Source organism: Bacillus sp. FSL M7-0791 (assembly GCF_038627085.1).
GTDB lineage: Bacteria > Bacillota > Bacilli > Bacillales > Bacillaceae > Bacillus > Bacillus safensis.
Window position 1 is genome coordinate 3461255 of sequence record NZ_CP152022.1, and the last position, 25210, is coordinate 3486464.

Sequence of the window (25210 nt, forward strand, 5' to 3'; positions counted from 1 at the left end):
TCTTTCCTTTTCCAATCTCAATACGGAGAAGACAGCTGGCTTAATTCCTCTAGCCGCCGCTTCGCTTCTTCTTTATTAAACGAACTATAATAGCGATAATTCTCCTCATCTAAGATGCGGTAATGCTGACTAAGCACATTTTGCTGAAGTCGAAACGTGCCTTTTTTGACAGACGTCCTCCACCAAACCTTTCCGCCAATCGTACGCTCAACTGATAGATGTAATTCATCATGTGCCACAACTTCCAAAATCTCAAGCGGGTCATCCCCTAGTGTCCCTTTCAGAATGTCACTATCTCTGAATAATGCACATACGGCCGCGGATTGCGTCCAGTTGAGACGCAGCCTGTTTTTTTCAACCTGCTGTAGATGCCGTTTCGATAGACCAAGTACCTCCGCCATACGATCCTGCGTATAATCCTTTTCTTTTCGAATCCGTGCCATTTGTTCTGTGACGAGGTCGATTACCATCTCTTTATCCATCTCTCATCGCCTCTTTCGAGTGTTCAGTCTTTACTGACATCATACACGATTTCTTCGAAAAAGTGGCGCCTCATCCTATAGAATTCTGACAAAAACAGCTTAGTCGGTCTTCTCTTCTCCTTGGCCATGCTGCTGTCTCCAATTTTCTTGGGCTGTCTGATGTAAATATGGATAGATCTCCTGTTTGACGGTCTGTTCAAATACTTCTTCATCTAAAATGCTGTACGCCGGAATTTTGATCAATTTCCCATCTACTTTCCGAATGAGCACATCCATGAAAAGAAATCCTCTTATACTGTAACGATGCCTGCGCATGTCAATTGATTGAATATCTTGAAAAGAGATCGTTCGCTCCCGGTGCAGCACAGCGCCATTCTCTCCGCGCTGAATGCGAAAAATCACATTTCCCCTCTTCGTAAAAGCAGGCAAAATCATCAAAAAGGAGATCCAGCCATAGACAATACCTAATAGTCCGCCTAAAAATAAAAACAATGTATAGTTTGATTCAAATGTAAGGGCTTCTGAAAATAACCAAATACCGATGATACCGAAGCCGCCCGTTGCTAAGAATGCCCATACTCTTAAAAAAGGTCTGCTCCTTACTTCTATTACTTCACTTGGATTCAAGCGTCATTCTCCTTTTCTCCATTAGAATATAGAACGTAACCCGTCTAGATGAGCCGTCTCAATGCGAAATTCATTTTCTTTTATTCCTGATACAAGCCACGATTGGTTCTCACCTGGAATTACAAATATCATCGACTCCACATCAGGCGTATTATTTTTGTCATAGACGACCTTCATGAGGGAGTCCATCTTTCCTTTTCTCGTCTGTACATCAGAAACAAATGCCTTCACGAGCTCTTGATTCTCCGCTTTATTCAGGAAGGATGGCCACTCATTTTTCGCTTCGCTTGCTTGCTCTAACAGCATTTCAAATTCCTCTGCCTGGAGGCTGATGACAGGTTCAGGGTGATCATTCATCTGTATATTGAAAAAGGCTGTCACTTGCTCCTCTGCCTGCTGATCGCCGTCCAGTTTGCGAATCTGATGCACTTGTTGATCATAAAGCGTATGATGCGCATATACACCCGCCTGTGTTGTGTGAAAAGAGGTGCTGACTTCTTCATCTGTGTCTCCAAATTTAGATGCCTTGATCGTGTGAGAGGCATCATTCATCGCCTGGATGAAATGACGGTATTCCGCTTTATAACGGTATTGTCTGTTTCGAAATTCCAGTACACCTTTTGCAAGCAAAGAGCGGCACGCAATTTCAAATAAAAACCCAAGGCGCTCGTCCTCTACTTCAGGATAATAGGCCTCCTTTAAGGACATGCCTTGTTCAAAATAGCCTTCACTGTAAAAACTAAAGATGAGTTCCTCAATACTTAGACTTAGCTGATCCAACTTGATCTCTCCTTATCCAAAAGAAAATGCACCCTTAAAGAAATCGCCTGCACCCTTTATGAGCGAATCTGCGGTTTCTTTTGTTTTTTCTATCCCTTTATGTATCACTTGATTTGCCTGATCAATGGTATCATTCACTGCTTTCACACCTTGACCCGCCAGTTCGAATGCTTTTTTCCCTTTATCCACGACTGCATGAATCGGGTCCTTTAATTTCACTGCCATCTGTTCAGCAAAACCGGAAGTCAGCTTGGCGACTTTTTCTCCAATAAATCCACCTACAGCTGAACCAATGGCTCCGCCAACAACGGTTCCAATCGGACCTGCAAAGCTGCCAAGAGCACCGCCGACAACGGCACCTGCGACAGAACCGCCAGCGATAAAGACCGTATTGTTCACTGCATTTCCAACAGCCTTTGCATTTTCACGCTTAAGAACTTCGGGCTGATCTCCGAATTCTGCATAGTTCTCGGCAATTTTCAATCCACAGCCAACCGTTTCTGTTGCACCAGTGACAACTGTTGCAATAATGGCATTTCCTTTCGCAAATCTTGCACCATTTTTCAGAACAGACTTAATCGCAGCCGTGTCCTTCCAATTAATACTTCCTTTTGTAAAATCACGAACACTGTTTGTGAACGCAACTGTATCGTCAGGATAAAATTTTGTGAATTTCTTATGGACCAAGTCAGCCATCGGCCAGTTCGATCGTTTTAATAATTCTTTTTTACTCAGCCAAATCCTTGCTAACCGGTCAAATCTCGTTCCTTCTACCCGGCTGGTCAGATCAAGCAGCAGCTTTGAATGCTGCGCTGCATATCGGCCATTCTCTTTAATGAAAGTCGTCATCCCAAGCCCGTAATATTTCGCCTGCATCATCACGATACCAGCTAAGCTCGTGAGTGTACCATATTGATCATAGATACTGTACAATTTCCGCAATATATCATCTGCTTCGACCATTTTATCGGTTGCATGACGAATGGCAATATCATCACTGCTCAATTTGCTGATTAATGCCTGTCCTGCTCCCCATGCATCCCCGACACCAGAAAAACAGCTTCTATACCGAGGATCGCAGCCTAAAATCAGCCCGTCCAGTTCACTATGTAAATCGCGGTGCTTCGTTTCAATGGCTGACAGCTCGCCTACAAAATCATTCGCCAGCCCAGTCAGCTGATCTGGATCAACCACAATGTCACGTGCCATCACATCATCTCCCTTCTCGGTTTCTTTCTCTCCGTTCTTCTCGTCTCTTTCGCTCAAGCTCTTCCATTCTGGCAATTTCAGCTTTACGCTCCTCAATTTTGACCGCTGCATCCCGCAGTTCCTGACTTGTTTCAAGCAAATCTTTTTCAAATTGATCGTAGCGTGCCTTTGTTTCTTCAAAGCTTTGATCAAATTTATCCCTTGCTTCTCCCTGCCAGCCTGATCCTACTGCCTTCAGCCGATTTTCCAGCAGCTGCTTGGACTGCCGAATCTCATCAGCCGCTTCCTGAAACTTTTGAGCGAGTGCCAGCGTTTGACTAGAATCCAACTTTCGCACCCCTTTCTCCCAATTTAACGTACAAATGGATGATTTTATATGTCCTCATTATAAATAAAAAGACACCCAAAAAAATCACCCTAAAGAACCATTCAGCACATTACCTAATGAAAGTAGGCCTTTTTCCTCTCTAATTGCCAGAGAAAGCCTTTCTTGTTATGAAGCGCATTCAAGACGTGATAAAATGGACGTATTCTACAAAAGGAGTGACGTATAGATGAAAGAGGAAATGATTCAGCGTTTCACAAGTTATGTGAAGGTAGATACGCAGTCAGATGCAGAAAAGGAAAGCTGCCCATCTACTGAAGGACAATTGAACCTGGCGAGACAGCTTGTTGAAGAGATGAAATCCATCGGGATTCAAGAAGTGACTATGGATGAAAACGGCTATGTCATGGGGACAATCCTATCTAACACAGACAAAGACGTGCCGACCATTGGCTTCCTGGCTCATATCGACACAGCCACTGACTTCACCGGCAAAAATGTAAAACCGCAGCTTCATAAGAACTATCAAGGCGGCGACATTACCTTAAATGAAGATCTACATATCGTTTTATCTCCACAACAGTTTCCAAATTTACAAAAGTACCAAGGACATACGCTGATTACAACAGATGGCACAACCCTGCTTGGTGCAGATAACAAAGCTGGTATCGCAGAAATTATGACAGCTATGCATTACCTCATCGAACACCCAGAAATCAAGCATGGGAAAATCCGCGTCGCTTTTACGCCAGATGAAGAGATTGGCAGAGGGCCGCACAAGTTTGATGTTGATGCCTTTGGCGCTTCCTATGCGTACACAATTGACGGCGGACCGCTTGGCGAGCTGCAATATGAAAGCTTCAACGCAGCGGGCGCGAAAGTATCCATTAAAGGAAACAACGTCCACCCAGGAACAGCAAAGGACAAAATGGTCAGCGCTGCGAAAATTGGGATGCTCTTTCACAACAAACTGCCTTCTGACGAATCTCCAGAATATACAGAAGGCTACGAAGGCTTTTTCCACCTGACGAAATTTGTAGGGGAAGTAGAAGAGGCCGAGCTGCAATATATTATCCGTGATTTTGATAAAGAGAAATTCAACAATCGCAAGGCACTGTTTGAAAAAATAGCAAATGACTTAAAAGCCACGTACGGAGAAAACAGCATCACCCTCAGCATTCAGGATCAATATTATAATATGAGAGAAAAAATTGAGCCGGTGAAACATATTGTGGACATTGCTCATGAAGCCATGGAAAATCGCTCAGTAACACCGGTCATTGAACCAATTCGCGGCGGCACAGACGGCTCCCAGCTTTCATATAAAGGTCTCCCAACGCCAAACATCTTTACTGGCGGGGAAAACTTCCACGGTAAATATGAATTTATTTCCGTTGAAAACATGGTGAAAGCAACCGAAGTTATCGTTGAAATTGCCCGTTTATTTGAAGAAAAAGCATAAACATGTTTACAACCGTTCCTGTTCGGGAACGGTTTTTTAATAAAAGTTTACAATTTTCTGAAACTTTTATGACACTTATTCGTACTAATAGAGACAACCCCAGAAAAAATTCTTCTTGACGAGTGAAATAACTGGAAATATAATAGTTAAAAACAACCAGTATTTTAGACCTAAAATAGCAGATTGAATGGACCTTAAGAACTAAACCGACTCTACTGCTTATTTTCAGTTATAAACATCACTCACCCTGTCTACACTTAAAGAATAGGATGAATTGGAGGAATGTCATATGATGATTTTATTGATTATCGCTTCACTTTGCTGCTACTTACTATTCTCTTTCAAAAAAGATAACCGCACCCAAAAAAGAAAAAGCGCAGAGCTTTCGGAGTTTGAAATCTTTCGTATGCGCCGCCACTACAACGGAAAACGCCGTCACCCACTAAACGATGCACCTAAACAAGTATAAATCCAAATAAAAGAGCCTCATGAGGGGGCTCTTTTTGTTGAATAAACAGCAAAAAACGACCACTGAATCTGGTCGTTTTTCTTTTTATTTATATACCTTCGCAGGAACTTGAATCATAGGAATTCCAACATAATAAGGTGAAATTTCATATGGCTGGAAGACAACAGCAATTCCCTTTTTCGTGAAGTAATACTGCGTGTTGTAGTTGATTTCAATGTCGCTTTTTTTCAGGTTCGCGTAGAATTTGCTTTTATGTTTCTTTGTGTAGTTATAAATATAATCTCTTACTTTCGTACGCTTTTTCTTTGTTTTCACAACGTCTGTCAAGAACAACTGCTTTGTTTTTTTCTTTGTTAACACATAGTTCATGCTGGAAACCATTGTGTCTCCGTGCGCTCCACCGTTATACATGTAATCATAGTTTAAGATACTCAGTTTCTTACCATTGTTAAATTTCGTTTTATACGTTCTCTCATACGTGACCTTCCCGTAGCCTTCCTTTTTCGCTTCGTCCTTTAAGTACAAGTAAGTAGAATAAGAGAAGGCGATATCTTCTTTTAAATCACGATTGATGGTTTTCATATGCGTCTTGCTTAGATTTTTCACCTGTGCATATTTGAACGTTTTTTTCTTCTTATAATAGTGTGTGCTTACTTTTGCTTTTTTTGCTTGTTTGGCATCAGCAGATCCAACTGGCGCAAACAAGGAAACAATCAGTGAGAAAATGAGCAGGCTGATCGTTAGGCCTTTTTTCATTGTCATAGTAAAAACCCCCATTTTTGTCTATTACCAAATGAGTATACCATGACAAAAGAACCAAAAGAAGTATTTTTTCCATATTATTCTTCATTTTTCCACATCGGGTTTGTTTACCGTTTTCATAAGTTCCTGTATGCTTAATGTAGAATGCTAGATGAAGTGTGGTGTTTATCATAGAAGAGAATATTTTTAGTCACATTCGGACAACGTTTCATAGTTTGTCCCCAACCCAGAAAAAGATTGCCAATTACATTTTACAAAACCCTCAGAAAGTTGTGCTTCATTCTATAAGTGCACTCGCTGCTGAATGCAGCACAAGTGAAACGACGATCTTTCGGTTTCTAAGAAAAATTGGCTATGAATCGTATCAAGTGTTTCGTGTCCATGTCGCACAGGATATCGCGACCAATACACCTCAATCCATATACGGTGAGATCGAGGCAACCGATAGTGTAGCTGATATTAAACATAAGGTCATAGAGTTAACAACAAACTCTATACAAGATATGAAGCATATTTTAGAAGATCATGCCGTCACACAATTCATTGAACACATGAAACAGGCACATAAAACCGTCTTTTTTGGAGCAGGCTCGTCCAGCTTTATTGCTGGGGATGCTTATCATAAGTTCCTGCAGCTTGGTTTTGAAGTGAGCCTATGCAGTGATCCGCATATGATGAATATGATTGCCACACACGCCACGGAACACGATTTTATCGTCGCAATCTCCCATTCAGGAGAGAGCAGAGAAATTCTTGACGCCGTACAGTTTGCAAAAGAAAAAGGGGCAAAGGTTGCTTCTATCACCAGCTATCCGAAATCTGAGCTCGCAAAGCGGTCTGACTTTCATCTGCTTAGTTCTTCAAGAGAGACAACCTATCGATCAGACTCCATGATCTCCCGTATCAACCAGCTTGTGATCATTGATGTACTATACGTCACCGCTGTTTTAGAGCTAGGATCAAATGCCATTGAAAACGTGAAACGATCTCGTTTAGCCGTAGCTAAAAATAAAACATAAACACAAAAGACCGGAGCTGATTCCGGTCTTTTTTTGTGACTTTTTTCATATTTTCCGTTGACACGTTCCTATCACGTCATGTACATTAAATGAACAATAGTTTATTTCCTACTATCAAATTTAAAAGATAGTATATATACTAACAAAATGAAAAGAAAGCGCTTTTTGTAAGGGTTTTCTATATAGGAGGCAGGCAACGTGACAAAGAAGATTGGATTCATTGGACTAGGTATTATGGGGAAACCTATGGCACTCAATCTATTAAAAGCTGGTCATACTTTGACAGTTTTTGACCTAAATGAGGAAGCGATTCGATCGTTACAAGAAGCCGGAGCAAAAGGTGCTGTTTCAGCAGCTGAGGCAGCTTCTGAAAGCGATATCATCATCACAATGCTTCCTAAAGGAGAGCATGTAGAGGCAGTCGTTTCAGGTGATCAAGGCATTTTAACGACAGCTGCACCTGGCACTATCATCGTAGATATGAGCTCAGTTTCTCCTGTCACCTCCAGGGCTTTAGCTGCTCTTGCCAAACAGCATCAGGTGGAATTTATCGATGCACCTGTCAGCGGCGGAGAACCGAAGGCAATAGACGGAACACTTGCCATCATGGCTGGCGGCGAAGAATCCATCTTTGAGCAAGTGAAGGATGTCCTGCTTGCAATGGGCACTGAAGTCGTATTAGTTGGAGCAAATGGCAGCGGGACAACAGCGAAGCTTGCCAATCAAATCATCGTCAACTTAAATATTGCGGCCATGTCCGAGGCGCTCGTTCTAGCTGCTAAATCAGGCATTGCCATTGATAAGATGTATGAAGCCATCCGCGGCGGACTGGCAGGAAGTGCCGTGCTCGATGCAAAGGTCCCTCTCATCTTAGAACGAAATTTTGAACCTGGCGGACGCATCGACATCAACTTGAAGGATTTAACCAATGTCATGGAAACTGCTCACGATATCGGTGTTCCTCTTCCGCTTTCTAGTCAGCTGCTTGAAATCTTCCACGCCCTCAAAGCGGACGGAAAATCCGGGCTTGATCATGGCGGCATCGTTCAATATTACGAAAAAATGGCTCATGTCGAAGTAAAGAAAGGATGAGATGGTCATGAAACAAAGCACTGACATACTGAATGCCATTCCGAAAGCAGATTCAAAGGCCATTCAATCAGCATACGAACAAGCACTGAGCAGCTTTCAGCATAAAGTTATTGTATTAGACGATGATCCAACAGGGATTCAAACCGTACATGGCGTCTCTGTTTTCACCGATTGGTCAGAGGAAAGCATTGAAGCTGGTTTTCTTGAAGACAGCCGCATGTTCTTTATTTTGACCAATTCTCGCAGTATGACAGAGAAAGAAACTGCCGCTGCGCACAAAACAATCGCAGCAACCATTGTAAAGGTGGCTAAACGGCTTAATCAGGACTTCGTCATTGTCAGCAGAGGGGATTCTACTCTTCGTGGACACTTTCCGCTTGAAACTGAAGTACTCAAAACGACCATTGAACAGCAAAGCTCCCGCCATTTCGATGGTGAAATCCTTCTTCCTTTTTTCCAAGAAGGTGGACGCTTTACGATCGACAATATTCATTACGTACAGGAAGGACATGAATTAATTCCTGCTGGTAACACAGAATTTGCAAGAGACCGCACATTCGGCTTTCAATCATCTCATCTTGGAGAATGGATTGAAGAAAAGTCAGAAGGAATGTTCACAAAAGAGAACACGACCTACATTTCGTTAGCTGATCTGCGGGCTTTACGCATTGATCAAATCAAACATCAGCTCATGGGTGTGAAGGATTTCAAAAAGGTGGTTGTAAACGCAGTGGATTATGACGATGTCAAAGTCTTTGTCACCGCTCTCATTGAAGCCATTCAAGCAGGACAGCAGCTGATGTTCAGAAGTGCGGCGGCGCTCACAAAAGTACTTGGCGGTATAGGGGATCAAGCCTTATTAACAAGAGATGACTTGATACAAGAAGAAAGCCCTCATGGTGGTCTCATTATGGTCGGTTCTCATGTGAAAAAAACAACAGAACAATTAAAAGCGCTTGAGCAAAATAAAGAGATGGCTTTTATTGAATTTAATACCCACCTCGTGTTAAAGCCTGATGCCTTTCGCGAAGAAATTGACCGCGTCATTCAGCAAACTGAAACACTGTTGGCAGCTGGTCAATCTGTGGCTGTTTATACAAGAAGAGAACGGCTTGATCTTGGGGATGATCGCCAAGAGGAAGAACTAAAGCTCTCTGTACAGATTAGTGATGCTGTGACAAGTATTGTCCAGCGTCTCACCATTCGTCCTAAGTATCTTATTGCCAAAGGTGGAATTACCTCCAGCGATATTGGGACAAGAGGACTTAGCGTGAAACGTGCGACCGTGGCAGGTCAAATCAAACCAGGGATCCCTGTTTGGCAAACAGGAGAAGAAAGTAAATTCCCTTTCATGTCTTATGTGATTTTCCCGGGAAATGTTGGGGCAAAGGATACGTTAAAAGAAGCTGTAGACATACTTGAAGGATAAGGCATAGGGGGGGTTTGCGCCCCCTTATGCACCACAAAGGAGGAAAGATCATGTCATTAGTGTTTATTGGACTTGGCGTTTTGTTATTGCTGTTACTCATGGTTGTCTTTAAGTTAAACGCTTTCATTTCTTTGATTATTGTCTCTTTAATTGTTGCTGTGTTAGAAGGGATGACACCACTAGAAGCGATCGCTTCCGTCGAAAAAGGACTTGGCAGTACGCTCGGACATCTGGCACTCGTTCTCGGTTTTGGAGCGATGCTTGGGAAATTGATGGCTGATTCTGGCGGAGCTCAGCGGATCGCGATGACACTTATTGACCGATTTGGCATCGGAAAAATCCAATGGGCGACGATGCTGACTGGGTTTGTGATTGGAATTGCTCTATTTTATGAAACCGGATTCATTATCTTAATTCCATTAGTCTTTACAATCGCTCAGGCTGCAAGACTTCCTGTGCTGTATGTGGGTATGCCGCTCGTCGCTGCACTCATCACCACACATGGCTTCCTCCCTCCTCACCCAGGACCAACTGCCATTGCGAATGTCTTTCAGGCAAACATGGGACAAACCTTATTGGTTGGGATTATTTTAGCGATTCCTGCTGTTTTAGTAGGCGGACTTCTGTTTACGAAACTATTTAAAAAAGATCAGTTGCACGCACATATCCCAAAGAACTTATTTAATCCAAAGGAATTCACAGAAGAAGAAATGCCTAGCTTCGGCATTAGCATTTTCACTGCTGTTTTGCCTGTATTACTTATGACATTCAGAGCATTTCTAGAAATTTTCTTCCCATCCTCCCTATTGCTGCCAACCGCTGAGTTTTTAGGCGAACCGGCGATTGCACTATTAATCTCAGTGCTGCTTGCCATCTACACGTTTGGGCTTGGAAGAGGAAAGAGCATGCAGGATGTGATGAAGTCCATCACGGATTCTATCGGGTCTATTGCTATGATTCTATTAATTATTGCAGGCGGCGGTGCCTTTAAACAAGTGCTCATTGATAGCGGCGTCGATCAATACATTGCAGGAATCATGCAAGGAAGCACACTTTCTCCCCTGCTTCTGACTTGGCTCATTGCTGCTGTCCTTCGTGTCTCTTTAGGATCAGCCACTGTCGCCGGTCTCACGGCGGCTGGCATTTCTGCACCACTGATTGGCCTGACGGGTGTCAGCCCTGAATTAATGGTGATCGCAACAGGTGCCGGCAGTATCACGTTCTCTCATGTGAATGATGCGGGTTTCTGGATTTATAAAGAATACTTTAACCTATCAATGGCTCAAACTTTTAAAACGTGGACATTGATGGTCACCGTGCTTTCACTTGTCGGACTAGCTGGTGTTCTTGTCGCTGATTTGTTCATGTAGGAAATTAAATTGTAAAAACCATTGACTTTTCCCTGAAAACGTTGAATAATTGTGTTTATTAAGAAAATTGAATCAAAAGGTAACCTTATTAAGAGTGGTGGAGGGACTGGCCCTGTGAAACCCGGCAACCGCTGTTCCTAGGAACAGAATGGTGCTAATTCCTTAAGCAAGCAAATGCTTGTTTGAAGATAAGGCAGAGTTCTCACAGTATATGATGCTCTTCCTTATCTAAGGAAGAGCTTTTTTATTTGATTTTTTAACCTGAAGAAAGAAGGGATTCAGCATGACTCAAGTACAAACCATTGGAAAGAAAACAACGAAACCGCCATTCCGCGCAGATCAAGTAGGAAGTTTACTTCGTTCAGAGCGCATCAAGGAAGCACGCAAGCAAAAAGCAGACGGTACGCTGACAGCAGAGCAGCTCCGACAAATTGAAAACGAAGAAATTACACGTATTGTAGAGAAGCAAAAAGAAATTGGGTTAGAGGTTGTCACAGATGGTGAATTCAGACGTGCATGGTGGCATTTTGACTTTCTTGAAGGACTCGATGGGGTTGAAGGGTTTGAAGCAGATCAAGGCATTCAATTTCATAACACAACGACAAAAGCTAGAGGCATCAAGGTAACAGGCAAGATCGATTTTACAGATCATCCAATGCTGGAGGATTATCGTTTCCTTCACAGCATCGCTGGTGATCATACGGCTAAAATGACGATTCCAAGTCCGAATATGCTCTTTTTCCGTGGAAAGCTTGAAGAAGGGGTGTATGACAGCTTAGAGGAATTCCACCATGATGTGGCACAGGCATATAAGAAAGCAATCCGTGCTTTTTATGATGCAGGCTGCCGCTACTTGCAGCTGGATGATACGGCATGGGCGGTGTTCTTTTCTGAAAAAGGCCACGAACAAATCAAAGCCTTTGGCCGAGAAGAAGATGAACTTCGCGAATCGTTTGCGAAGACAATCAATGAAGCTGTTGCTGACCGCCCAGAGGATTTGGTGATTACGATGCACATTTGCCGCGGTAACTTTAAATCGACATGGGCAGCTGAAGGTGGTTACGAAGCAGCGGCAGAAACAATTTTTGCCGGCTTAGATCTTGATGGTCTCTTTTTAGAGTTTGACGACGATCGTTCTGGCGGATTTGAGCCCCTTCGATATGTGAAGAACCCAAACCTTCAAATCGTACTAGGCCTTGTCACTTCAAAATATGGAGAGCTTGAGCCAGTTGAACAGATTAAAAAACGCATTGAGGAAGCGGCTCAATATGTGGACATTAACCAAATTTGTTTGAGTCCACAATGCGGATTCGCCTCAACAGAGGAAGGCAACCTGTTAACAGAAGAGCAGCAATGGGAAAAGCTGCGTCATGTGATTGAGATTGCTGATCAAGTGTGGAAATAGGCGGAAACTTACAGAAAAAGCTGACCTTCATAATAAAGAACCGCTTTTTTAAGCGGTTCTTTATTTTTTGTCATCTCAATCAACTTGATATTAAGTTTAATCGTATTACTTCTATAGTTAAGTTTAAGAAGATATTGAACATACGTTATCTTCTTAAAAACCATTTTTATACTCATAAGTTGTCTAACAAGTTAAGTGGATTGATACATTCAAGTCATCTTCCTAGCCAGAATATCTCCTACTGAAAATCCACCCTAATTATTAGAAATTACAATACTGCTTTTTCCATCGTTCCCTCAAGCAAACCTAAAAGTGTGACTATAGTTTATGGGGTCTCGAAGCTTTGGTTTAAATATATCGGTGAAATCAAATGCTAAGGCAACTCTTTTTCATACCAACTCTTTGCCCCCTACAGGTGGTACTAAAAATTCGTTAAGGTCACTGCCTCCTCAATGATATTCACTTTATTAGATAGAGAGTATCGATATAAAAACTTGTCAAAAATTTATTGATCTAAATTAAAAAAATAAGAAAAATGTGATATTATGACTTCCGTTAGGGTATTAACTTGAAATTTAATACATAAATAGAAAAATGATTACAAGAATAAAGTTTATAAAACTACTCTTCTTGTTGAGTTTAGTAATGTAGTTATTGCTAATGGACATGTATTATAAACTTGTTTTTTCATACCTTAACACTTTAGGAAAGGAGTGTACATTCATGGCTAACTTATGATGAATGTTATTTATATAATGATTTCGCCAAAGAAAATAAACTATCCGTCGATAGGTAATAAAATTATAAACCATACCCCCATTACACCAGCACAGGTATTCAAATTATTCATTCCATCCTTTAGAATTCTCCGTTGAACGGAGATATTCCAACAAGTATGGATACAAACGAGCCAAAGCCACAATCTTGGTAACTTGTTAGAAATTACTGAAGAATATGATACAGATGTTCAAACTTGTATCGAAGACCTGCAAGCATTGAGTAAACAATTAATTGAAAAGGAAGTTGTATATGTAAAATGAATAAACTTAACAACGATATTTTAGAAAACATCTATAAAAACATTTCAACTAAGAGAAGCAAAACAATCGTTAATTACATTGCAATGCTAATGGCACTAGCGAGAGATAATGAACTAAACGAGGATGATTTAATTAATTGGATTCACAGCAAATTAAGTGAAATAGGATATTTTCAAGAAAAAAACCGTATATTTACTCAAAACAAATTAGATGAATTTGTCTTAGAGTTTATTGAAGGAAGAGCACTATTATATGATGATATCAGCATAACTGAAACAAAACAAAACGAATATGTCATCAGTAGCAAACTGTGGTACAAAAAGAATCCACCTGAGAGTTTTTTTTATTTTGGTATTGACCCTGAAGATTTTTCGAACTATGCACAAAAACTTGCTCAAATAAACGCCGAAAAACTAGGCATCTCAATCCATTTTTCTGAGGATCAAGCGCATGAAAAAGAAATAGCCCATATCCAGCTGTCAAAAAAATGTTCTCTTTCAGAAGAATTGATAATAACTCAGCCAAGTTCAAAAGACTTTTCGTGGTTAACATGGTTTTTTAATGAACATTGGGGTGGAACGACTATGGTGTCTAAAGGGACAACTTATAATGTTTTAAATGAAAACATTTTGTTGGCTAAACGTGGAGATTATATAGTAGGAATATTAGTTTACAAAATATTCAAAGAAGAGGCAGAAATCCTGACTTTGGAGGCTCTAGAAAAGTACCATGGTGTTGGAAGTAGATTACTTTTTGAGTTAGAACAAAATCTAAAAACACAAAATATACACTCTATTAATTTAATCACTAGTAATGATAACTTAAATGCAATTAGGTTTTATCAAAGAAAGGGATATTCTTTCAAAAACATCTATATTGGTGCAATTGATAAAGCAAGAATGGTTAAACCTACAATTCCCTCTATAGGAAATTACGGAATACATGTCAAAGATGAATTAGAATTTGAAAAAAGGTTGATACAATGACTATAAAAAGCTGACTGACTAGTTCCATAAGTACTACCAAGTTATTAATAGTCTATCCTGGGCTAGTTAAATTTTATAATATTGATTATGAATTCATACAGTGGAGAAAGATTCAGATGTATAATTACTGAATTGAAGACAGAATTGCTGCTGATAACCATTTGAGAATAGGATTCTTTTCTTAGACCACAATTGGGAAAGGGTTAAGTCTACTAGAATTTAATTTTAAATACCCTAATCATTGAAGATATAAAAGAAATACTTGAAGAATGGGTATTACCGAATTAAAACCATTATATGATTTATATGAACCACGCAACAAATTAAAGTGTGGTTTATTTTTTGTTCGATAATGTCTTTTTCATAAAAAAGGCATTATCACCCATCATGCCCCTAGAGGAGACCCAATGAATGATAATGCCTGATTCAAATTGTTTTCACCATTTCAAGACACTAGATGTTCTTAAAGGATCGAAACAATATTTCCTCTGTTTAGTAATCCAAATGTTCACCATTTGTCGCAATCACTTGTTTATACCAATCGAAGCTTTTCTTTTTCTTTCTATCTAATGTACCGTTTCCTTCATTATCACGGTCAACATAAATGAAGCCGTAGCGTTTTTTCATTTCAGCCGTTGATGCGCTGACAAGGTCAATTGGGCCCCAGCTTGTATAACCGATCAGGTCAACTCCGTCTGCGATCGCTTCTCTCGCCTCTAGCAAATGGCTTCTGAGGTAATCAATTCGGTAATCGTCTTGAATTGATCCGTCTTCTTCTACTTGATCGACAGCACCCAATCCATTTTCTACGATAAACAATGGCTTTTGGTAGCGGTCATACAGCTGATTCAGTGTTGTACGAAGTCCTTTCGGATCAATTTGCCAGCCCCAATCACTTGCTTCTAGATAAGGGTTTTTCACACCTTCAAATAAGTTACCGCCAGTCACTTGTCCAAGAATCTCTGGATCTGTACTTGTCACAAAGCTCATATAATAACTGAAGCCAATATAGTCCACTGTATGGTTTCTTAAAATGTCTTCGTCCCCTTCTTGGAACTCGATGTTGATGTCATTTTCAAGGAAATAACGTTTCATGTAACCTGGGTAATAACCTCTTGCCTGTACATCTGAGAAGAATAATGTTTTACGGTCTTGCTCAATTGCAGCAAACATATCTTCTGGTCTTGAGCTGTACGGATAAGTTGTCATCGCTGCAATCATACAGCCGATTTTCGCATCAGGAATGATTTCGTGTCCTGCTTTGACAGCCAAAGCACTTGCAACAAATTGGTGATGCGCTGCTTGATATTGAATGCTTTTCTCGTCATCACCCTCTTCAAATACAAGTCCGCCGCCAGTGAAAGGCGCATGTAACACGACATTGATTTCATTGAATGTCATCCAATATTTCACTTTGTCTTTAAAGCGAGTGAACAATGTTTTCGCGTATGTTTCATAAAGATCGACAAGCTTGCGGTTTCTCCATCCGCCGTAGTTTTTCACAAGTGCGAGCGGCATTTCATAGTGAGAGATGGTGACAACTGGCTCAATTCCGTGCTTATGCAGTTCATCAAATACTTTTTCATAAAAAGCGAGGCCTGCTTCATTCGGTTCCGCATCGTCGCCATTTGGGAAAATACGCGGCCAAGAAATGGATAGTCTGAAGCACTTGAATCCCATTTCTGCAAAGAGTGCAATATCTTCTTTATAGCGATGGTAGAAATCGATTGCATCATGATATAAGTTAAGGTCTTTCATTGATTCATCAAATGGGTGCATAATACCATTTGGTGACACATCAGCTGTCGATAAGCCTTTTCCATCTTGATTATATGCGCCTTCAACTTGGTTGGCTGCAACAGCGCCGCCCCATAAGAAACCTTTAGGAAATGTTTTTTCTAACTTGTTCATGTTGAATACCCTCCTCTTTTTCTTCTACACTGACTGTAAGCAGTGTCTCTTTCACTGTAATCGTTCCATCTGTTTTCGCATCAACTTGTGCATAATCATTCGTGTTGGTGACAATAACAGGTGTGGTGACATCATAGCCTTCTTGCTGAATGCCCTCGATATCAAAATCAATGAGTACATCTCCTGCTTGAATCAGATCACCTGACTGCACATGACTTGTGAAATACTTTCCGCCAAGTTTTACCGTGTCAATCCCGACATGAATGAGAAGTTCTGTACCTTGTTCACTCTTCAAGCCAATGGCATGTTTTGTGTGGAAAATGGTTTCAACCTTGCCGTTGAACGGTGCTACAACACGCCCAGCTGTTGGTACAATGGCTGCACCTTTACCCATAATTTCATTAGAAAATGTTGCATCATTTACTTGATTGAGCGGCTTTAGTTGACCTTCAAGCGGGCTTTTTACCACTTCATTTTGAAGTGCTGCTGTGTCTTTCTTTTCTTCTGGTTTGTCTGCTTTTGTATCATCTTTCACTGGTACATCTTTGAATCCTAGAACAAGTGTCATGATCGTTGCTACAACAAATCCGATGACTAAACCGATGATTGAGTAGACAAATGTTGGTCCAATGAATGTTGGGAGACCTGGAAGGCCTGCTGATCCAGATATCACATATGATTTTACTTTAAAGATTGACATGAACACGCCGCCTGCTGCTGCACCAATAAGGGCTGCAAGGAACGGTTTTTTCAATCGCATGTTCACACCATACATAGCAGGTTCAGTAATACCCATTAAGGCTGTGATACTTGTAGACATCGCCAATGATTTGAATGTTTTGTTTTTTGATCTTAAGAAGACACCGAATGCTGCGCCTGCTTGTGCCATATTCGCTACAAACATCATTGGTAGAATGTAGTCAAAACCGTTTAACGTAATGTTGTTGATCATGATTGGAAGCAGTGCATAGTGCATGCCCGTAATGATCAATGGTGACATGAATCCGCCGATCAAGAGTCCGGCCAAAAGACCTGCATGTTTAAACAATAAATCAATTCCACCTGAAAGGCCACTTCCGATAATCCCGCCAAGCGGTCCAACCGCGATGAGCATAACTGGTACAACGACTAGAAGTGTGACTGTTGGAACAAGGATGATCTTTAATGATTTCGGACTATATTTTTCTGCGAATCTTTCAACATATGAACCAAGCCAGATGGTGAGTAGAATTGGAATCACCGATGAAGAGTACACAACGGCAACCACTGGCAAGCCTAAAAATTCTGTATTTCCCGCGCCCAGTAAAGCGGTTAACTGCGGGTGCAGTGCTGCTGCTGCAATGGCAGCCGCGATATACTGATTTGTGCCAATTTTTTTGGCTACGCTTACAGCAAGCAAAATCGGTAAGAAGTAAAAGGCTCCATCTCCGATGGCTGTTAAAATCGCATACGTACTGCTTTTATCTGATATCCACTGGAATGTGAGCATCAGTGCCAAAATCCCTTTGATCATACCGGCCCCAGCGATGGCTGGAAGAATCGGTGTGAAGACACCAGAGATAAAATCGAAAAGCTTTGATATCACATTTTGTTTTGACGCTTCTTCTGTACCGCCTGACTTTACATCAGATGATAGACCTGAATCAGCGACCATCGCTTGATAGACATTTGAGACATCATTGCCGATAATGACATGATATTGGCCTCCGCTTTGATTCACGCCCATGACGCCGTCTGTTGATTGCAGCTTCTCTTTATCTGCCTTGCTTTCATCGTATAAGTTGAAGCGAAGTCTTGTCATACAATGCGTGACGTGTTTAACATTCTTTTCACCGCCGACAAGTTCTAGCACTTCTTTTGCTGTTTGTTTGTGGTTCATTGTGTTACCCTCCAATCGTTGATTTCATCTTGATATAGAAAAAACCTAAACATCCATTAATGTCCGAGAAATAGCGATTCAGACATTAATCGATATTTAGGTTTTGCCTGCTTAACCAGTAACAATCCTTCATAGCGATTGATCGTTATTTAATTTTTATAAGTCTTTAGATATAAAAAACCTAAATCACGCCTTATCAAAGATAGGGACAATGATTTAGGTTTTGCCTGCTTGACCAGTAACAATCCTAAAAGATTGTGGGTTATTTAGTTTATAGTTATAAATTATCATGTTAATTTTGTGATGTCAACGCTTTCTTTTTGAATTTATTTTCTTTTTATTACTCTGTCTATATGCAAAGTTAAATATAGCATTTCATCTTCTATGAGACTTCGGTTGTATTCTTTTTGAACATACTCGTTAATTTTTTCTGCGCACTGAAAAGCTGCGGTGTTTTTCTCTTTTACCACTTCATACAGAAACTCATTTTGATTTTCCATTTGTGTTTCGTTAAACAGACGCTGACCAAAAAACTTCAAATGCGTCACAAAACGGAAATAATTTAATGATTCCTCGTCCAAATCAATTTGAAAGTGATACTTAACGATGTTTAAAATGTCTTGAATGAGTTTGGTGATTTGAATCACGTTTGGCATTTCTTCATTGAGCTCTGCATTGACAATATGCATGGCAATAAAGCCTGCTTCATCCTCAGGAAGATGGATGCTCAGCTTGTCCTCAATGATCCGAATAGCTTCTAAACCGCATCTGAACTCATCTTTATACAGCCGTTTGATTTCCCAGAGCAAGGCATTTTTGATGTCCATTCCTTTTTGATGACGTTCAATGGCAAAGGTGATATGATCCGTCAGCGTCACATAGATGCTGTCATTTAAATTTTTGTTAAGGGTTGTTCTCGCATGCTCAATAATCGCCTCACACACTTGCATATACTCGATTGGAATATCATAAAGCAGGGTTTTGAATTTTTCTGATATATCTTTATTTTGAATAGAAAATACTTTTTCGATTCGTTCTTCGTCAATCGGGTCTCCGCTTTTCTTTTGAAACGCGATCCCTCTGCCCATAATGACCAGCTCATGCTGCTCGTCATCATACGCACTGACAACATTATTATTGATTACTTTAGAAATGATCAATTGATACCCCCCAGTACATTCCGCTTTTCCGAGCATTTTATCGTTGATTGATATGTCATGTTATTATTATTTTCAAAAAAGAGGACTTTAAGATGATTTTACATTTTTTTTTGATCCGGTCAACTAGAAAGAATGACATATTACCTCTCAAAAATGACGAAATAGGGGCAAAAAAGTCTAAAAACATACACAAAAACACTCTAAAAGAGTGTTTAAAGTGTGTTTTTTACAAAATCAGGAGCAATCCCAATTATAGACGACATTCTCGAAATTTTTTCGTTTAAGGTCTTCTGGTTTGATAAAGAAGTTGGCAATACCGCAATCTCCCCACATCAAATCTACTTCATCATCTGAGTCAATTTGTAATAACAGAACGGTATGTTCTTGATCTTCATAGGTACGCGGGTCTTCTTGTGTAAACCCTGGGTACCCGCCCAATTTGTGACCAAAGCCACTCGCTGTTTCATAAAATTCATCCAGCAGGGCATCTGCTTCATCGCCATTAACACCATCTGCATCTTCAAATAGGTTCCAGCTGTTCTTTCCTGTGACTTTTTCAAAGCGGAAATCTCCTACACTGATCGTTTCGCTTGATAATTCACCTGTAATTGCGCCTTCCTTCGTCACAGGAAAATAAAAATCGTCTGGAATTTTCACAAAAGAAAAATCAGTCATTAACTCTTCTTCTGCCAAGAAAGGTTCCTCAATAAATTTGATACGAAAATCTTTTTGCTCTGTTTTATGGTCAATATTCATCCCATAAAGATCATCATGCACAGAAATAAAGACTTGCAAAATCCCTGTTTCTGGATAATCCTTCAGCTTGGGCAGCTGGCCGAAATTAATTTGTGCCAAAAGTTTCATAGGATGTCCTTCGCCGTCAACTGGATATTCTTCGTTTTTTGGGAAATAAGGATCACCAGCTATTTTGCTGTCGTATGGTCCTGTTTTTCCTTGTTTCATCTGCAATTGAATCATTGGTTTTTCCGTTTCATCTAACAATGGACGGTAGGGTGCAAGTATTTCCTGCAGCTTCGCTGATTGTGTCACGATGATCTTCCTCCTTATGAATAGGTCTAATGACAAAACTAGTCTCTCTTTTTCTATCATACAGAAGTGTACCCTGCCTGTCAGTGATAAATCGGTCAAAATCCTAACAAGTTTCTCACCTTGAAATGATAAAAAAACCTCCGATTCAGCTGGAGGTTTTGTCGTTCTTTTATTTCACTTGATAGTTTACTAAGTCGTTTGCTAATGCTTTCATCGTTTCGTTTGTTTCGTGAAGACCTTCAATAATTTTTGTAAAAGTGCCTACTAGCTCTGCTTGATGCTCAGAGGAAGCGACAATTTGCGCAATTTCTTCTTCCATTCCTTTGATCGATCCCTGCACATTTTAGGGCTGTTTCAATATCAGTCGTCGCCTGTTTCGCATGAGTTGACAGCTTTCTCACTTCTGTTGCGACCACTCCAAAGCCTGCTCCTGCTTCCCCTACTCTTGCAGCTTCTATAGATGCATTGAGTCCAAGTAAGTTCGTTTGATCAGAGATACCTTTGATGAGATTGGACACTTGATTGATTTTAGAGGAATTTTCGACAGTGGTTTTCGTATTTTGTAGAATTTGTTCACTTGTCGCTTGTAGTTCCTCTGAATGTGCGGCAACCTGTTGTACCATTGCGACTAGTTTTTCGGAAGCTTCGTTGCTCTCCGTCATGATGTGATCTAATCGTTGTTGATTTGTTTGGTCATATGCCACACAGAAGGCAGCAACCACTTGACCTGATTCATCTTTAATTGGAACGGCTACGATATCCATTGGAATCCCGTATACTTCTTTCGGAATTTGGATAAACGATGGTTCTCTCCCATTTTTCAGCATGGCAAAGTTTTGGAATCCAGCATCTACTGTATCACCAGCTTTAAATCCTAAATCAATATTCCCATGCTGCTGATAATAAAGAACCTTCTCTTTCCCTAAGACAGAAAAGGTTAGCTGCTCTCTCATAGCAAGTCCAATGATTGGTAAAGCGTCTATTATGTTATCAATTCTCTGTGACATTCGCTTACGTTCATCCTCTCTTTTTCTCAGTACACCTTCTTTATCGGTTCGTTATATGATCTATTACAGCCTGTAATGTGTACTAATATCAATCAAATGACCTAAGACATATAAAAAGCCCACATTCTATCAAGAGAATGTGGGTGTTTTTTAAACAAAGTAAATGCACATGAAGACACTGATACCGATGAGAAAAAGATACATGTAGTCAATCCATGAGGTGCTGATGATATGATAATACGTTCGCTCTCTCGTCCCTGTGAAGCCCCTGGCTTCCATCGCAATCGCTAAGCGCTCTGATTTTCGTACACCTTGTGTAAAAAGGGGTAATGCATAACGCATAAAGGCTTTCCAGCTGTTTTTTTGCTTGTAGCCTCTGATTTTGTGTGCAGCTTTCATTTGTTTTAATTCACTTTGAAATAACGGAATAAACCGGAAACCGGCAAGCATGCCATACGCCCATTTTGGGGACATTCGGCATTGATGAATCAGACTCATCATAAATGCCGTCAAATCTGTTGTGGACGTAAAAAGGAGACCAAATGTCACAAATCCCAGCATTCTAAAAGCGATGGTAAGCCCATTTCTTAAACTCTCCTCTGTGATATGAAACCACGCCCACTTCCAAACGGTATGATCCCCCTTGCCGAAGGCCGCCATCATCCAAAACACGAGAATAAAAAAGAGCAGATAAGGGACAAGCCTTGTAACGAGATACTTCATATTCCATCCACCTAAAACAACTCCAATGCCGAGAGCAAACAGCCAAATGATAAAGGTAGTTTTAGGGTCAGAAATCGCCATGAGACAGCCCATCGCAAGCAGATGAGCGAGTAATTTCATGACTGGATTCACAGTAGAAAGAAAGGATTGATTACTTTGCAATCGTCAGCACGTCCTTTCTTTCTGCCACATAGCGATAATGTAAAGGAGCTCTCAGCTGATAAGTATCGACAAGTTCTTGATTTGAAAATAAATCATAAGGGGTGCCATCATACACATGCTTCCCATGATGAAACAGAAGCACTTGATCGGCACACTCATCGACAAGCTCCATATCATGTGTGACCATCACAATGGTCGTGCCTTGGCGCTGACGCTCTTTTAAACGCCTCATCAATTCCTTCGCCGTTTTTTCATCCTGCCCGAAAGTCGGCTCATCTAACAGCAATACATCTTGATCAAAAAGGAGCATCGTGGCAACACTTAATCTTCTTTTTTGCCCTAAACTTAAGGCGAAGGGATGTGCTTTTGCATGCTTCTCTAAACCGAACTCTTTCAGCAACTGAACCGTTTTTTCTTGTACGACTGATTCTGGCCAGTTTCGCTGTCTGCCGCCAAAGGCAATTTCATCGAATACTGTGTCTTGTATAAATTGAAGCTCCGGATTTTGAAACACAAAGCCTGCTTTTTCATATAGTTCTCGGTCTGACCACTTTTTTAGGAGTGTATCTTTTAAGAAAATGTGACCTTTTTTCGTTGGCTCTAAACGAACCAAATGTTTGAGAAGTGTGCTTTTTCCACTTCCATTTTTCCCAATGATCGCCACCCAATCCCCTGATTTGATATCAAGCTGGAGATCACTCATAATCCTTTTTTTCCCGTAGCTTAATTGAAGATTTTCTGTACGAATCATTGTCTTTCGTTCGATTGATGGCACCTTTTCATGCTGCTCTTTTCGCGCTTTAAAGGTTTGCATAAAGGTTTGACTCAGAGGATGAAATGGATCTTGAATGATCGTGGACCATTTCTCGGGAAATAATTTGGGCCGCCAAATTCCAGCCTCTTTCATTTCTTCCTCATATGCCGTGAGCACATCTTTTGGAGCTCCATCTGCTAAAATGCTGCCTTGATCATCTAATAAAATCACCCGGTCCATCCATTCGATGACACCGTCAAGCACATGCTCTACAAAAATCATGGTCTGCTGCTGATCGGCTGCAAGCTGCTGCAGCAGTTGAAATATGTCCATTCTACCTGCCGGGTCAAGCTGTGCGGTCGGTTCATCAAAGAATAGAACATCCGGCTGTAATGCGAGTAGACAAGCAAGTGCCAATCGCTGCTTCATGCCGCCAGATAACGTGTGAATCTCTGTATGCGGATCGACATTCAGTTGGACTTTTTGCATGAGCTGCTGAATGATGTCATCCATCTCTTCACGAGGGACGGAACGGTTCTCTAAGCTAAAGGCAATTTCTTCATTGACGCGGTGCATACAAAACTGAGAGTCTGGATCTTGAAACATGACGCCTGTATGTCTTTGCAGCACCACTTCACCCTGCATGTCTGCTTCCACATGCTCTGGAATGATTCCAGCCAGAACCGAAATGAGCGTGGATTTCCCGCTTCCGCTCGGTCCTAAAATAAGCACCTTTTCCCCTTTTTGAATCGTAAGGGAGATTTGATGCAAAACGGGGTTAGGCTGTTCATAAAATCGGACAGAGAGTTCATTGCACGCGAGAAATGAATTCATGCTGTTCACCTTTGTTTCGTTTTTCTTTCATGATGGCATATTGATTCAGTACACCTGTTTTGGATAGTGCGTCTACCACCACTTTCGCAAGGCAGCCGCCAAGTATCATTCCACTGATAATTTGAGTCACAAGGGTCATAAGTAAAACTTGAGGTGTGTAATAACCAAAGCCATTTGCCACGAGACTGTACGCCATCGCTCCGATAGCGGCAAAGGCACCAGAGAGCACCAGTGTCCACATGCGATATTGTTTATAACCAAAAATGGCGAAGGCGATTTCTGCTCCAAGTCCTTGGCATACACCAATTAACAGAGCTGAAAGTCCGAAGTGGCTGCCTGTCAATAATTCCACAGCAGCGGCGGCTGTTTCTGCAATCAGAGCAGCCCCCGGCTTTTGAATGATATATGCAACGATTGGACTTGCAATGACCCATATTCCAAACATGATGTTGCCTCCTGCTGGGCCAACAAGTGCTGTAATCGGTAAGTATAGCGTGGACCATCCTAAATAGATCACACCGCACGCAACGGATAAAATCACCGCAAGGACGACTTCTTTCATCTTCCATGTCATGATGAATGCACCTCCAGTTGAACTGGCCACTCTTCAACAGTGAAGGCCATTTCCCAAAACTTGAACTCGAGCTGGCAGCTTAAGATAAAGTGCTGTTTCATTTTTTCCTTTTCCTTCTCACTTGCTGCTTCCGCAAACTGATCGAGCCGCTTGCAAAGCTCACCTGTAACAGAATTAGTTAATCCTCCATAAAACGTGATCCACTCATAAAACGGATGTGACGGGTCTGGCTGCACATCTGTGAGCATTCGTTTCCCTATTTCCCAATATGTCCAAGGACATGGAAGCAGGACAGCGATGATTTCACCAAGCGTACCTTCTTGCGCAACTTGCAGCATGTGATGAATATAGTGGTGAGCACTCGGAGCCAAAGAAGCACCTTGGAGCTCATCATATGCTACCCCTGCCACTCGGCAAAGGTTTTGATGAGGGTGTGTCTCACTATCTAGTACAAACGCAATCTGCTGATGGAAAAACGCAATATCCTCCCTGTCTGTACATCTGCTGAGCGCTGCTGCATAAATTTTAATGAATGCTTGTAAGTATTCTGCATCTTGTTTGACGTAATGAATGATTTGTTCCTTTTCCAGCTTTCCTGCTGCCAGGCCTCTGACGAACGAATGCTGATAAATGGCTTCAAATAACGGTTCTGCTTCTTTCCTTAATTGCGTAGAAAATGTCATAAAAAAAGCCTCCTCT

At 41.1% G+C, this 25210-nt stretch carries 22 protein-coding genes, 1 pseudogene and 1 riboswitch; of the genes and pseudogenes, 8 read left to right on the forward strand and 15 right to left on the reverse strand.

The window, feature by feature from the left end; translation table 11 throughout:
- Positions 1 to 17: 17 nt before the first annotated feature.
- The 5 genes from MHI08_RS17810 to MHI08_RS17830 all read right to left on the reverse strand — a co-directional run bounded on the left by MHI08_RS17810 (position 18) and on the right by MHI08_RS17830 (position 3426).
- Entirely contained in the window at positions 18 to 482 is a 465-nt protein-coding gene (locus tag MHI08_RS17810) for a helix-turn-helix transcriptional regulator (RefSeq protein ID WP_024423909.1), read from the reverse strand.
- A gap of 99 nt (positions 483 to 581) precedes the next feature.
- Positions 582 to 1109: a YfjD family protein gene (locus tag MHI08_RS17815; RefSeq protein ID WP_024427529.1), complete on the reverse strand. Its 528-nt coding sequence runs from the start codon at positions 1107 to 1109 to the stop codon at positions 582 to 584.
- A gap of 21 nt (positions 1110 to 1130) precedes the next feature.
- Complete coding sequence (locus MHI08_RS17820) at positions 1131 to 1889, reverse strand: hypothetical protein (RefSeq protein WP_056765377.1); 759 nt, start codon at positions 1887 to 1889, stop codon at positions 1131 to 1133.
- Between the two features lie 12 nt (positions 1890 to 1901).
- Positions 1902 to 3098: a glycine zipper domain-containing protein gene (locus MHI08_RS17825; RefSeq protein ID WP_024427531.1), complete on the reverse strand. Its 1197-nt coding sequence runs from the start codon at positions 3096 to 3098 to the stop codon at positions 1902 to 1904.
- 4 nt (positions 3099 to 3102) lie between these two features.
- Positions 3103 to 3426 carry a WXG100 family type VII secretion target gene (locus MHI08_RS17830; RefSeq protein WP_056765375.1) on the reverse strand — a complete coding sequence of 108 codons (324 nt, stop codon included), beginning with the start codon at positions 3424 to 3426 and terminating at the stop codon, positions 3103 to 3105.
- A gap of 226 nt (positions 3427 to 3652) precedes the next feature.
- On the opposite strand from MHI08_RS17830, the gene pepT reads away from it, so the two are divergent.
- Together pepT and MHI08_RS17840 are read left to right on the forward strand one after the other, a co-directional pair.
- Positions 3653 to 4885, forward strand: a complete 1233-nt coding sequence (pepT, locus tag MHI08_RS17835) for a peptidase T (RefSeq protein WP_056765374.1) — start codon at positions 3653 to 3655, stop codon at positions 4883 to 4885.
- A 289-nt stretch (positions 4886 to 5174) separates the two neighbouring features.
- Entirely contained in the window at positions 5175 to 5354 is a 180-nt protein-coding gene (locus MHI08_RS17840) for a hypothetical protein (RefSeq protein WP_008345664.1), read from the forward strand.
- An 84-nt stretch (positions 5355 to 5438) separates the two neighbouring features.
- Here MHI08_RS17840 and MHI08_RS17845 read toward each other — a convergent pair whose 3' ends face one another.
- Positions 5439 to 6116, reverse strand: a complete 678-nt coding sequence (locus MHI08_RS17845; RefSeq protein ID WP_025093777.1) for a DUF3298 and DUF4163 domain-containing protein — start codon at positions 6114 to 6116, stop codon at positions 5439 to 5441.
- Between the two features lie 161 nt (positions 6117 to 6277).
- On the opposite strand from MHI08_RS17845, the gene MHI08_RS17850 reads away from it, so the two are divergent.
- From MHI08_RS17850 to MHI08_RS17875, 6 genes are all read left to right on the forward strand, one after another.
- Positions 6278 to 7135, forward strand: a complete 858-nt coding sequence (locus MHI08_RS17850) for a MurR/RpiR family transcriptional regulator (RefSeq protein WP_200956583.1) — start codon at positions 6278 to 6280, stop codon at positions 7133 to 7135.
- Positions 7136 to 7333: 198 nt separating this feature from the next.
- On the forward strand, positions 7334 to 8227 hold the full coding sequence (gene garR, locus MHI08_RS17855) for a 2-hydroxy-3-oxopropionate reductase (RefSeq protein ID WP_056765369.1): 894 nt from the start codon (positions 7334 to 7336) through the stop codon (positions 8225 to 8227).
- A gap of 7 nt (positions 8228 to 8234) precedes the next feature.
- Positions 8235 to 9656, forward strand: a complete 1422-nt coding sequence (locus MHI08_RS17860; protein WP_056766807.1) for a four-carbon acid sugar kinase family protein — start codon at positions 8235 to 8237, stop codon at positions 9654 to 9656.
- A 50-nt stretch (positions 9657 to 9706) separates the two neighbouring features.
- Positions 9707 to 11026 carry a gluconate:H+ symporter gene (locus MHI08_RS17865; RefSeq protein WP_342499832.1) on the forward strand — a complete coding sequence of 440 codons (1320 nt, stop codon included), beginning with the start codon at positions 9707 to 9709 and terminating at the stop codon, positions 11024 to 11026.
- A gap of 82 nt (positions 11027 to 11108) precedes the next feature.
- Positions 11109 to 11221, forward strand: a riboswitch (SAM riboswitch).
- A gap of 88 nt (positions 11222 to 11309) precedes the next feature.
- Positions 11310 to 12431 carry a 5-methyltetrahydropteroyltriglutamate--homocysteine S-methyltransferase gene (locus tag MHI08_RS17870; protein ID WP_024423919.1) on the forward strand — a complete coding sequence of 374 codons (1122 nt, stop codon included), beginning with the start codon at positions 11310 to 11312 and terminating at the stop codon, positions 12429 to 12431.
- 1036 nt (positions 12432 to 13467) lie between these two features.
- Entirely contained in the window at positions 13468 to 14457 is a 990-nt protein-coding gene (locus tag MHI08_RS17875) for a GNAT family N-acetyltransferase (protein WP_034667859.1), read from the forward strand.
- Positions 14458 to 14949: 492 nt separating this feature from the next.
- On the opposite strand, the gene MHI08_RS17880 is transcribed toward MHI08_RS17875, so the two are convergent.
- From MHI08_RS17880 to tenA, 9 genes and pseudogenes are all read right to left on the reverse strand, one after another.
- The gene (locus MHI08_RS17880) at positions 14950 to 16368 is read right to left on the reverse strand and encodes a glycoside hydrolase family 1 protein (protein ID WP_061110275.1); all 1419 of its coding nucleotides are present in this window, start codon (positions 16366 to 16368) and stop codon (positions 14950 to 14952) included.
- Positions 16340 to 18247 (reverse strand): beta-glucoside-specific PTS transporter subunit IIABC, encoded by a 1908-nt coding sequence (locus MHI08_RS17885; RefSeq protein WP_342499833.1) that lies wholly within the window; start codon positions 18245 to 18247, stop codon positions 16340 to 16342. The genes MHI08_RS17880 and MHI08_RS17885 overlap by 29 nt, the downstream gene beginning before the upstream one ends.
- A 326-nt stretch (positions 18248 to 18573) precedes the next feature.
- The gene (locus tag MHI08_RS17890; RefSeq protein WP_024423922.1) at positions 18574 to 19407 is read right to left on the reverse strand and encodes a PRD domain-containing protein; all 834 of its coding nucleotides are present in this window, start codon (positions 19405 to 19407) and stop codon (positions 18574 to 18576) included.
- 234 nt (positions 19408 to 19641) lie between these two features.
- Entirely contained in the window at positions 19642 to 20457 is an 816-nt protein-coding gene (locus MHI08_RS17895) for a YwqG family protein (RefSeq protein WP_342499834.1), read from the reverse strand.
- A gap of 169 nt (positions 20458 to 20626) precedes the next feature.
- Positions 20627 to 21464, reverse strand: a pseudogene (locus MHI08_RS17900) (methyl-accepting chemotaxis protein).
- Positions 21465 to 21614: 150 nt separating this feature from the next.
- Entirely contained in the window at positions 21615 to 22349 is a 735-nt protein-coding gene (locus tag MHI08_RS17905) for an energy-coupling factor transporter transmembrane component T (protein ID WP_025093770.1), read from the reverse strand.
- The gene (locus tag MHI08_RS17910) at positions 22339 to 23937 is read right to left on the reverse strand and encodes an energy-coupling factor transporter ATPase (protein WP_342499835.1); all 1599 of its coding nucleotides are present in this window, start codon (positions 23935 to 23937) and stop codon (positions 22339 to 22341) included. The genes MHI08_RS17905 and MHI08_RS17910 overlap by 11 nt, the downstream gene beginning before the upstream one ends.
- The gene (locus MHI08_RS17915) at positions 23912 to 24511 is read right to left on the reverse strand and encodes an ECF transporter S component (protein WP_342499836.1); all 600 of its coding nucleotides are present in this window, start codon (positions 24509 to 24511) and stop codon (positions 23912 to 23914) included. The genes MHI08_RS17910 and MHI08_RS17915 overlap by 26 nt, the downstream gene beginning before the upstream one ends.
- A complete protein-coding gene (tenA, locus tag MHI08_RS17920; RefSeq protein WP_342499837.1) occupies positions 24508 to 25194 on the reverse strand; it encodes a thiaminase II in 687 nt (228 codons plus the stop codon). Before tenA ends, MHI08_RS17915 begins: the two co-directional genes overlap by 4 nt.
- Positions 25195 to 25210 lie beyond the last annotated feature (16 nt).

Excerpts from the sequence above, each read along its gene's own strand:
- MHI08_RS17810 (WP_024423909.1), bottom strand. The coding sequence starts at position 482 with ATGGATAAAGAGATGGTAATCGACCTCGTCACAGAACAAATGGCACGG.
- MHI08_RS17825 (WP_024427531.1), bottom strand. The coding sequence starts at position 3,098 with ATGGCACGTGACATTGTGGTTGATCCAGATCAGCTGACTGGGCTGGCG.
- pepT (WP_056765374.1), top strand. The coding sequence starts at position 3,653 with ATGAAAGAGGAAATGATTCAGCGTTTCACAAGTTATGTGAAGGTAGAT.
- MHI08_RS17840 (WP_008345664.1), top strand. The coding sequence starts at position 5,175 with ATGATGATTTTATTGATTATCGCTTCACTTTGCTGCTACTTACTATTC.
- MHI08_RS17845 (WP_025093777.1), bottom strand. The coding sequence starts at position 6,116 with ATGACAATGAAAAAAGGCCTAACGATCAGCCTGCTCATTTTCTCACTG.
- MHI08_RS17860 (WP_056766807.1), top strand. The coding sequence starts at position 8,235 with ATGAAACAAAGCACTGACATACTGAATGCCATTCCGAAAGCAGATTCA.
- MHI08_RS17865 (WP_342499832.1), top strand. The coding sequence starts at position 9,707 with ATGTCATTAGTGTTTATTGGACTTGGCGTTTTGTTATTGCTGTTACTC.
- MHI08_RS17870 (WP_024423919.1), top strand. The coding sequence starts at position 11,310 with ATGACTCAAGTACAAACCATTGGAAAGAAAACAACGAAACCGCCATTC.
- MHI08_RS17875 (WP_034667859.1), top strand. The coding sequence starts at position 13,468 with ATGAATAAACTTAACAACGATATTTTAGAAAACATCTATAAAAACATT.
- MHI08_RS17880 (WP_061110275.1), bottom strand. The coding sequence starts at position 16,368 with ATGAACAAGTTAGAAAAAACATTTCCTAAAGGTTTCTTATGGGGCGGC.
- MHI08_RS17885 (WP_342499833.1), bottom strand. The coding sequence starts at position 18,247 with ATGAACCACAAACAAACAGCAAAAGAAGTGCTAGAACTTGTCGGCGGT.
- MHI08_RS17910 (WP_342499835.1), bottom strand. The coding sequence starts at position 23,937 with ATGAATTCATTTCTCGCGTGCAATGAACTCTCTGTCCGATTTTATGAA.
- MHI08_RS17915 (WP_342499836.1), bottom strand. The coding sequence starts at position 24,511 with ATGACATGGAAGATGAAAGAAGTCGTCCTTGCGGTGATTTTATCCGTT.
- tenA (WP_342499837.1), bottom strand. The coding sequence starts at position 25,194 with ATGACATTTTCTACGCAATTAAGGAAAGAAGCAGAACCGTTATTTGAA.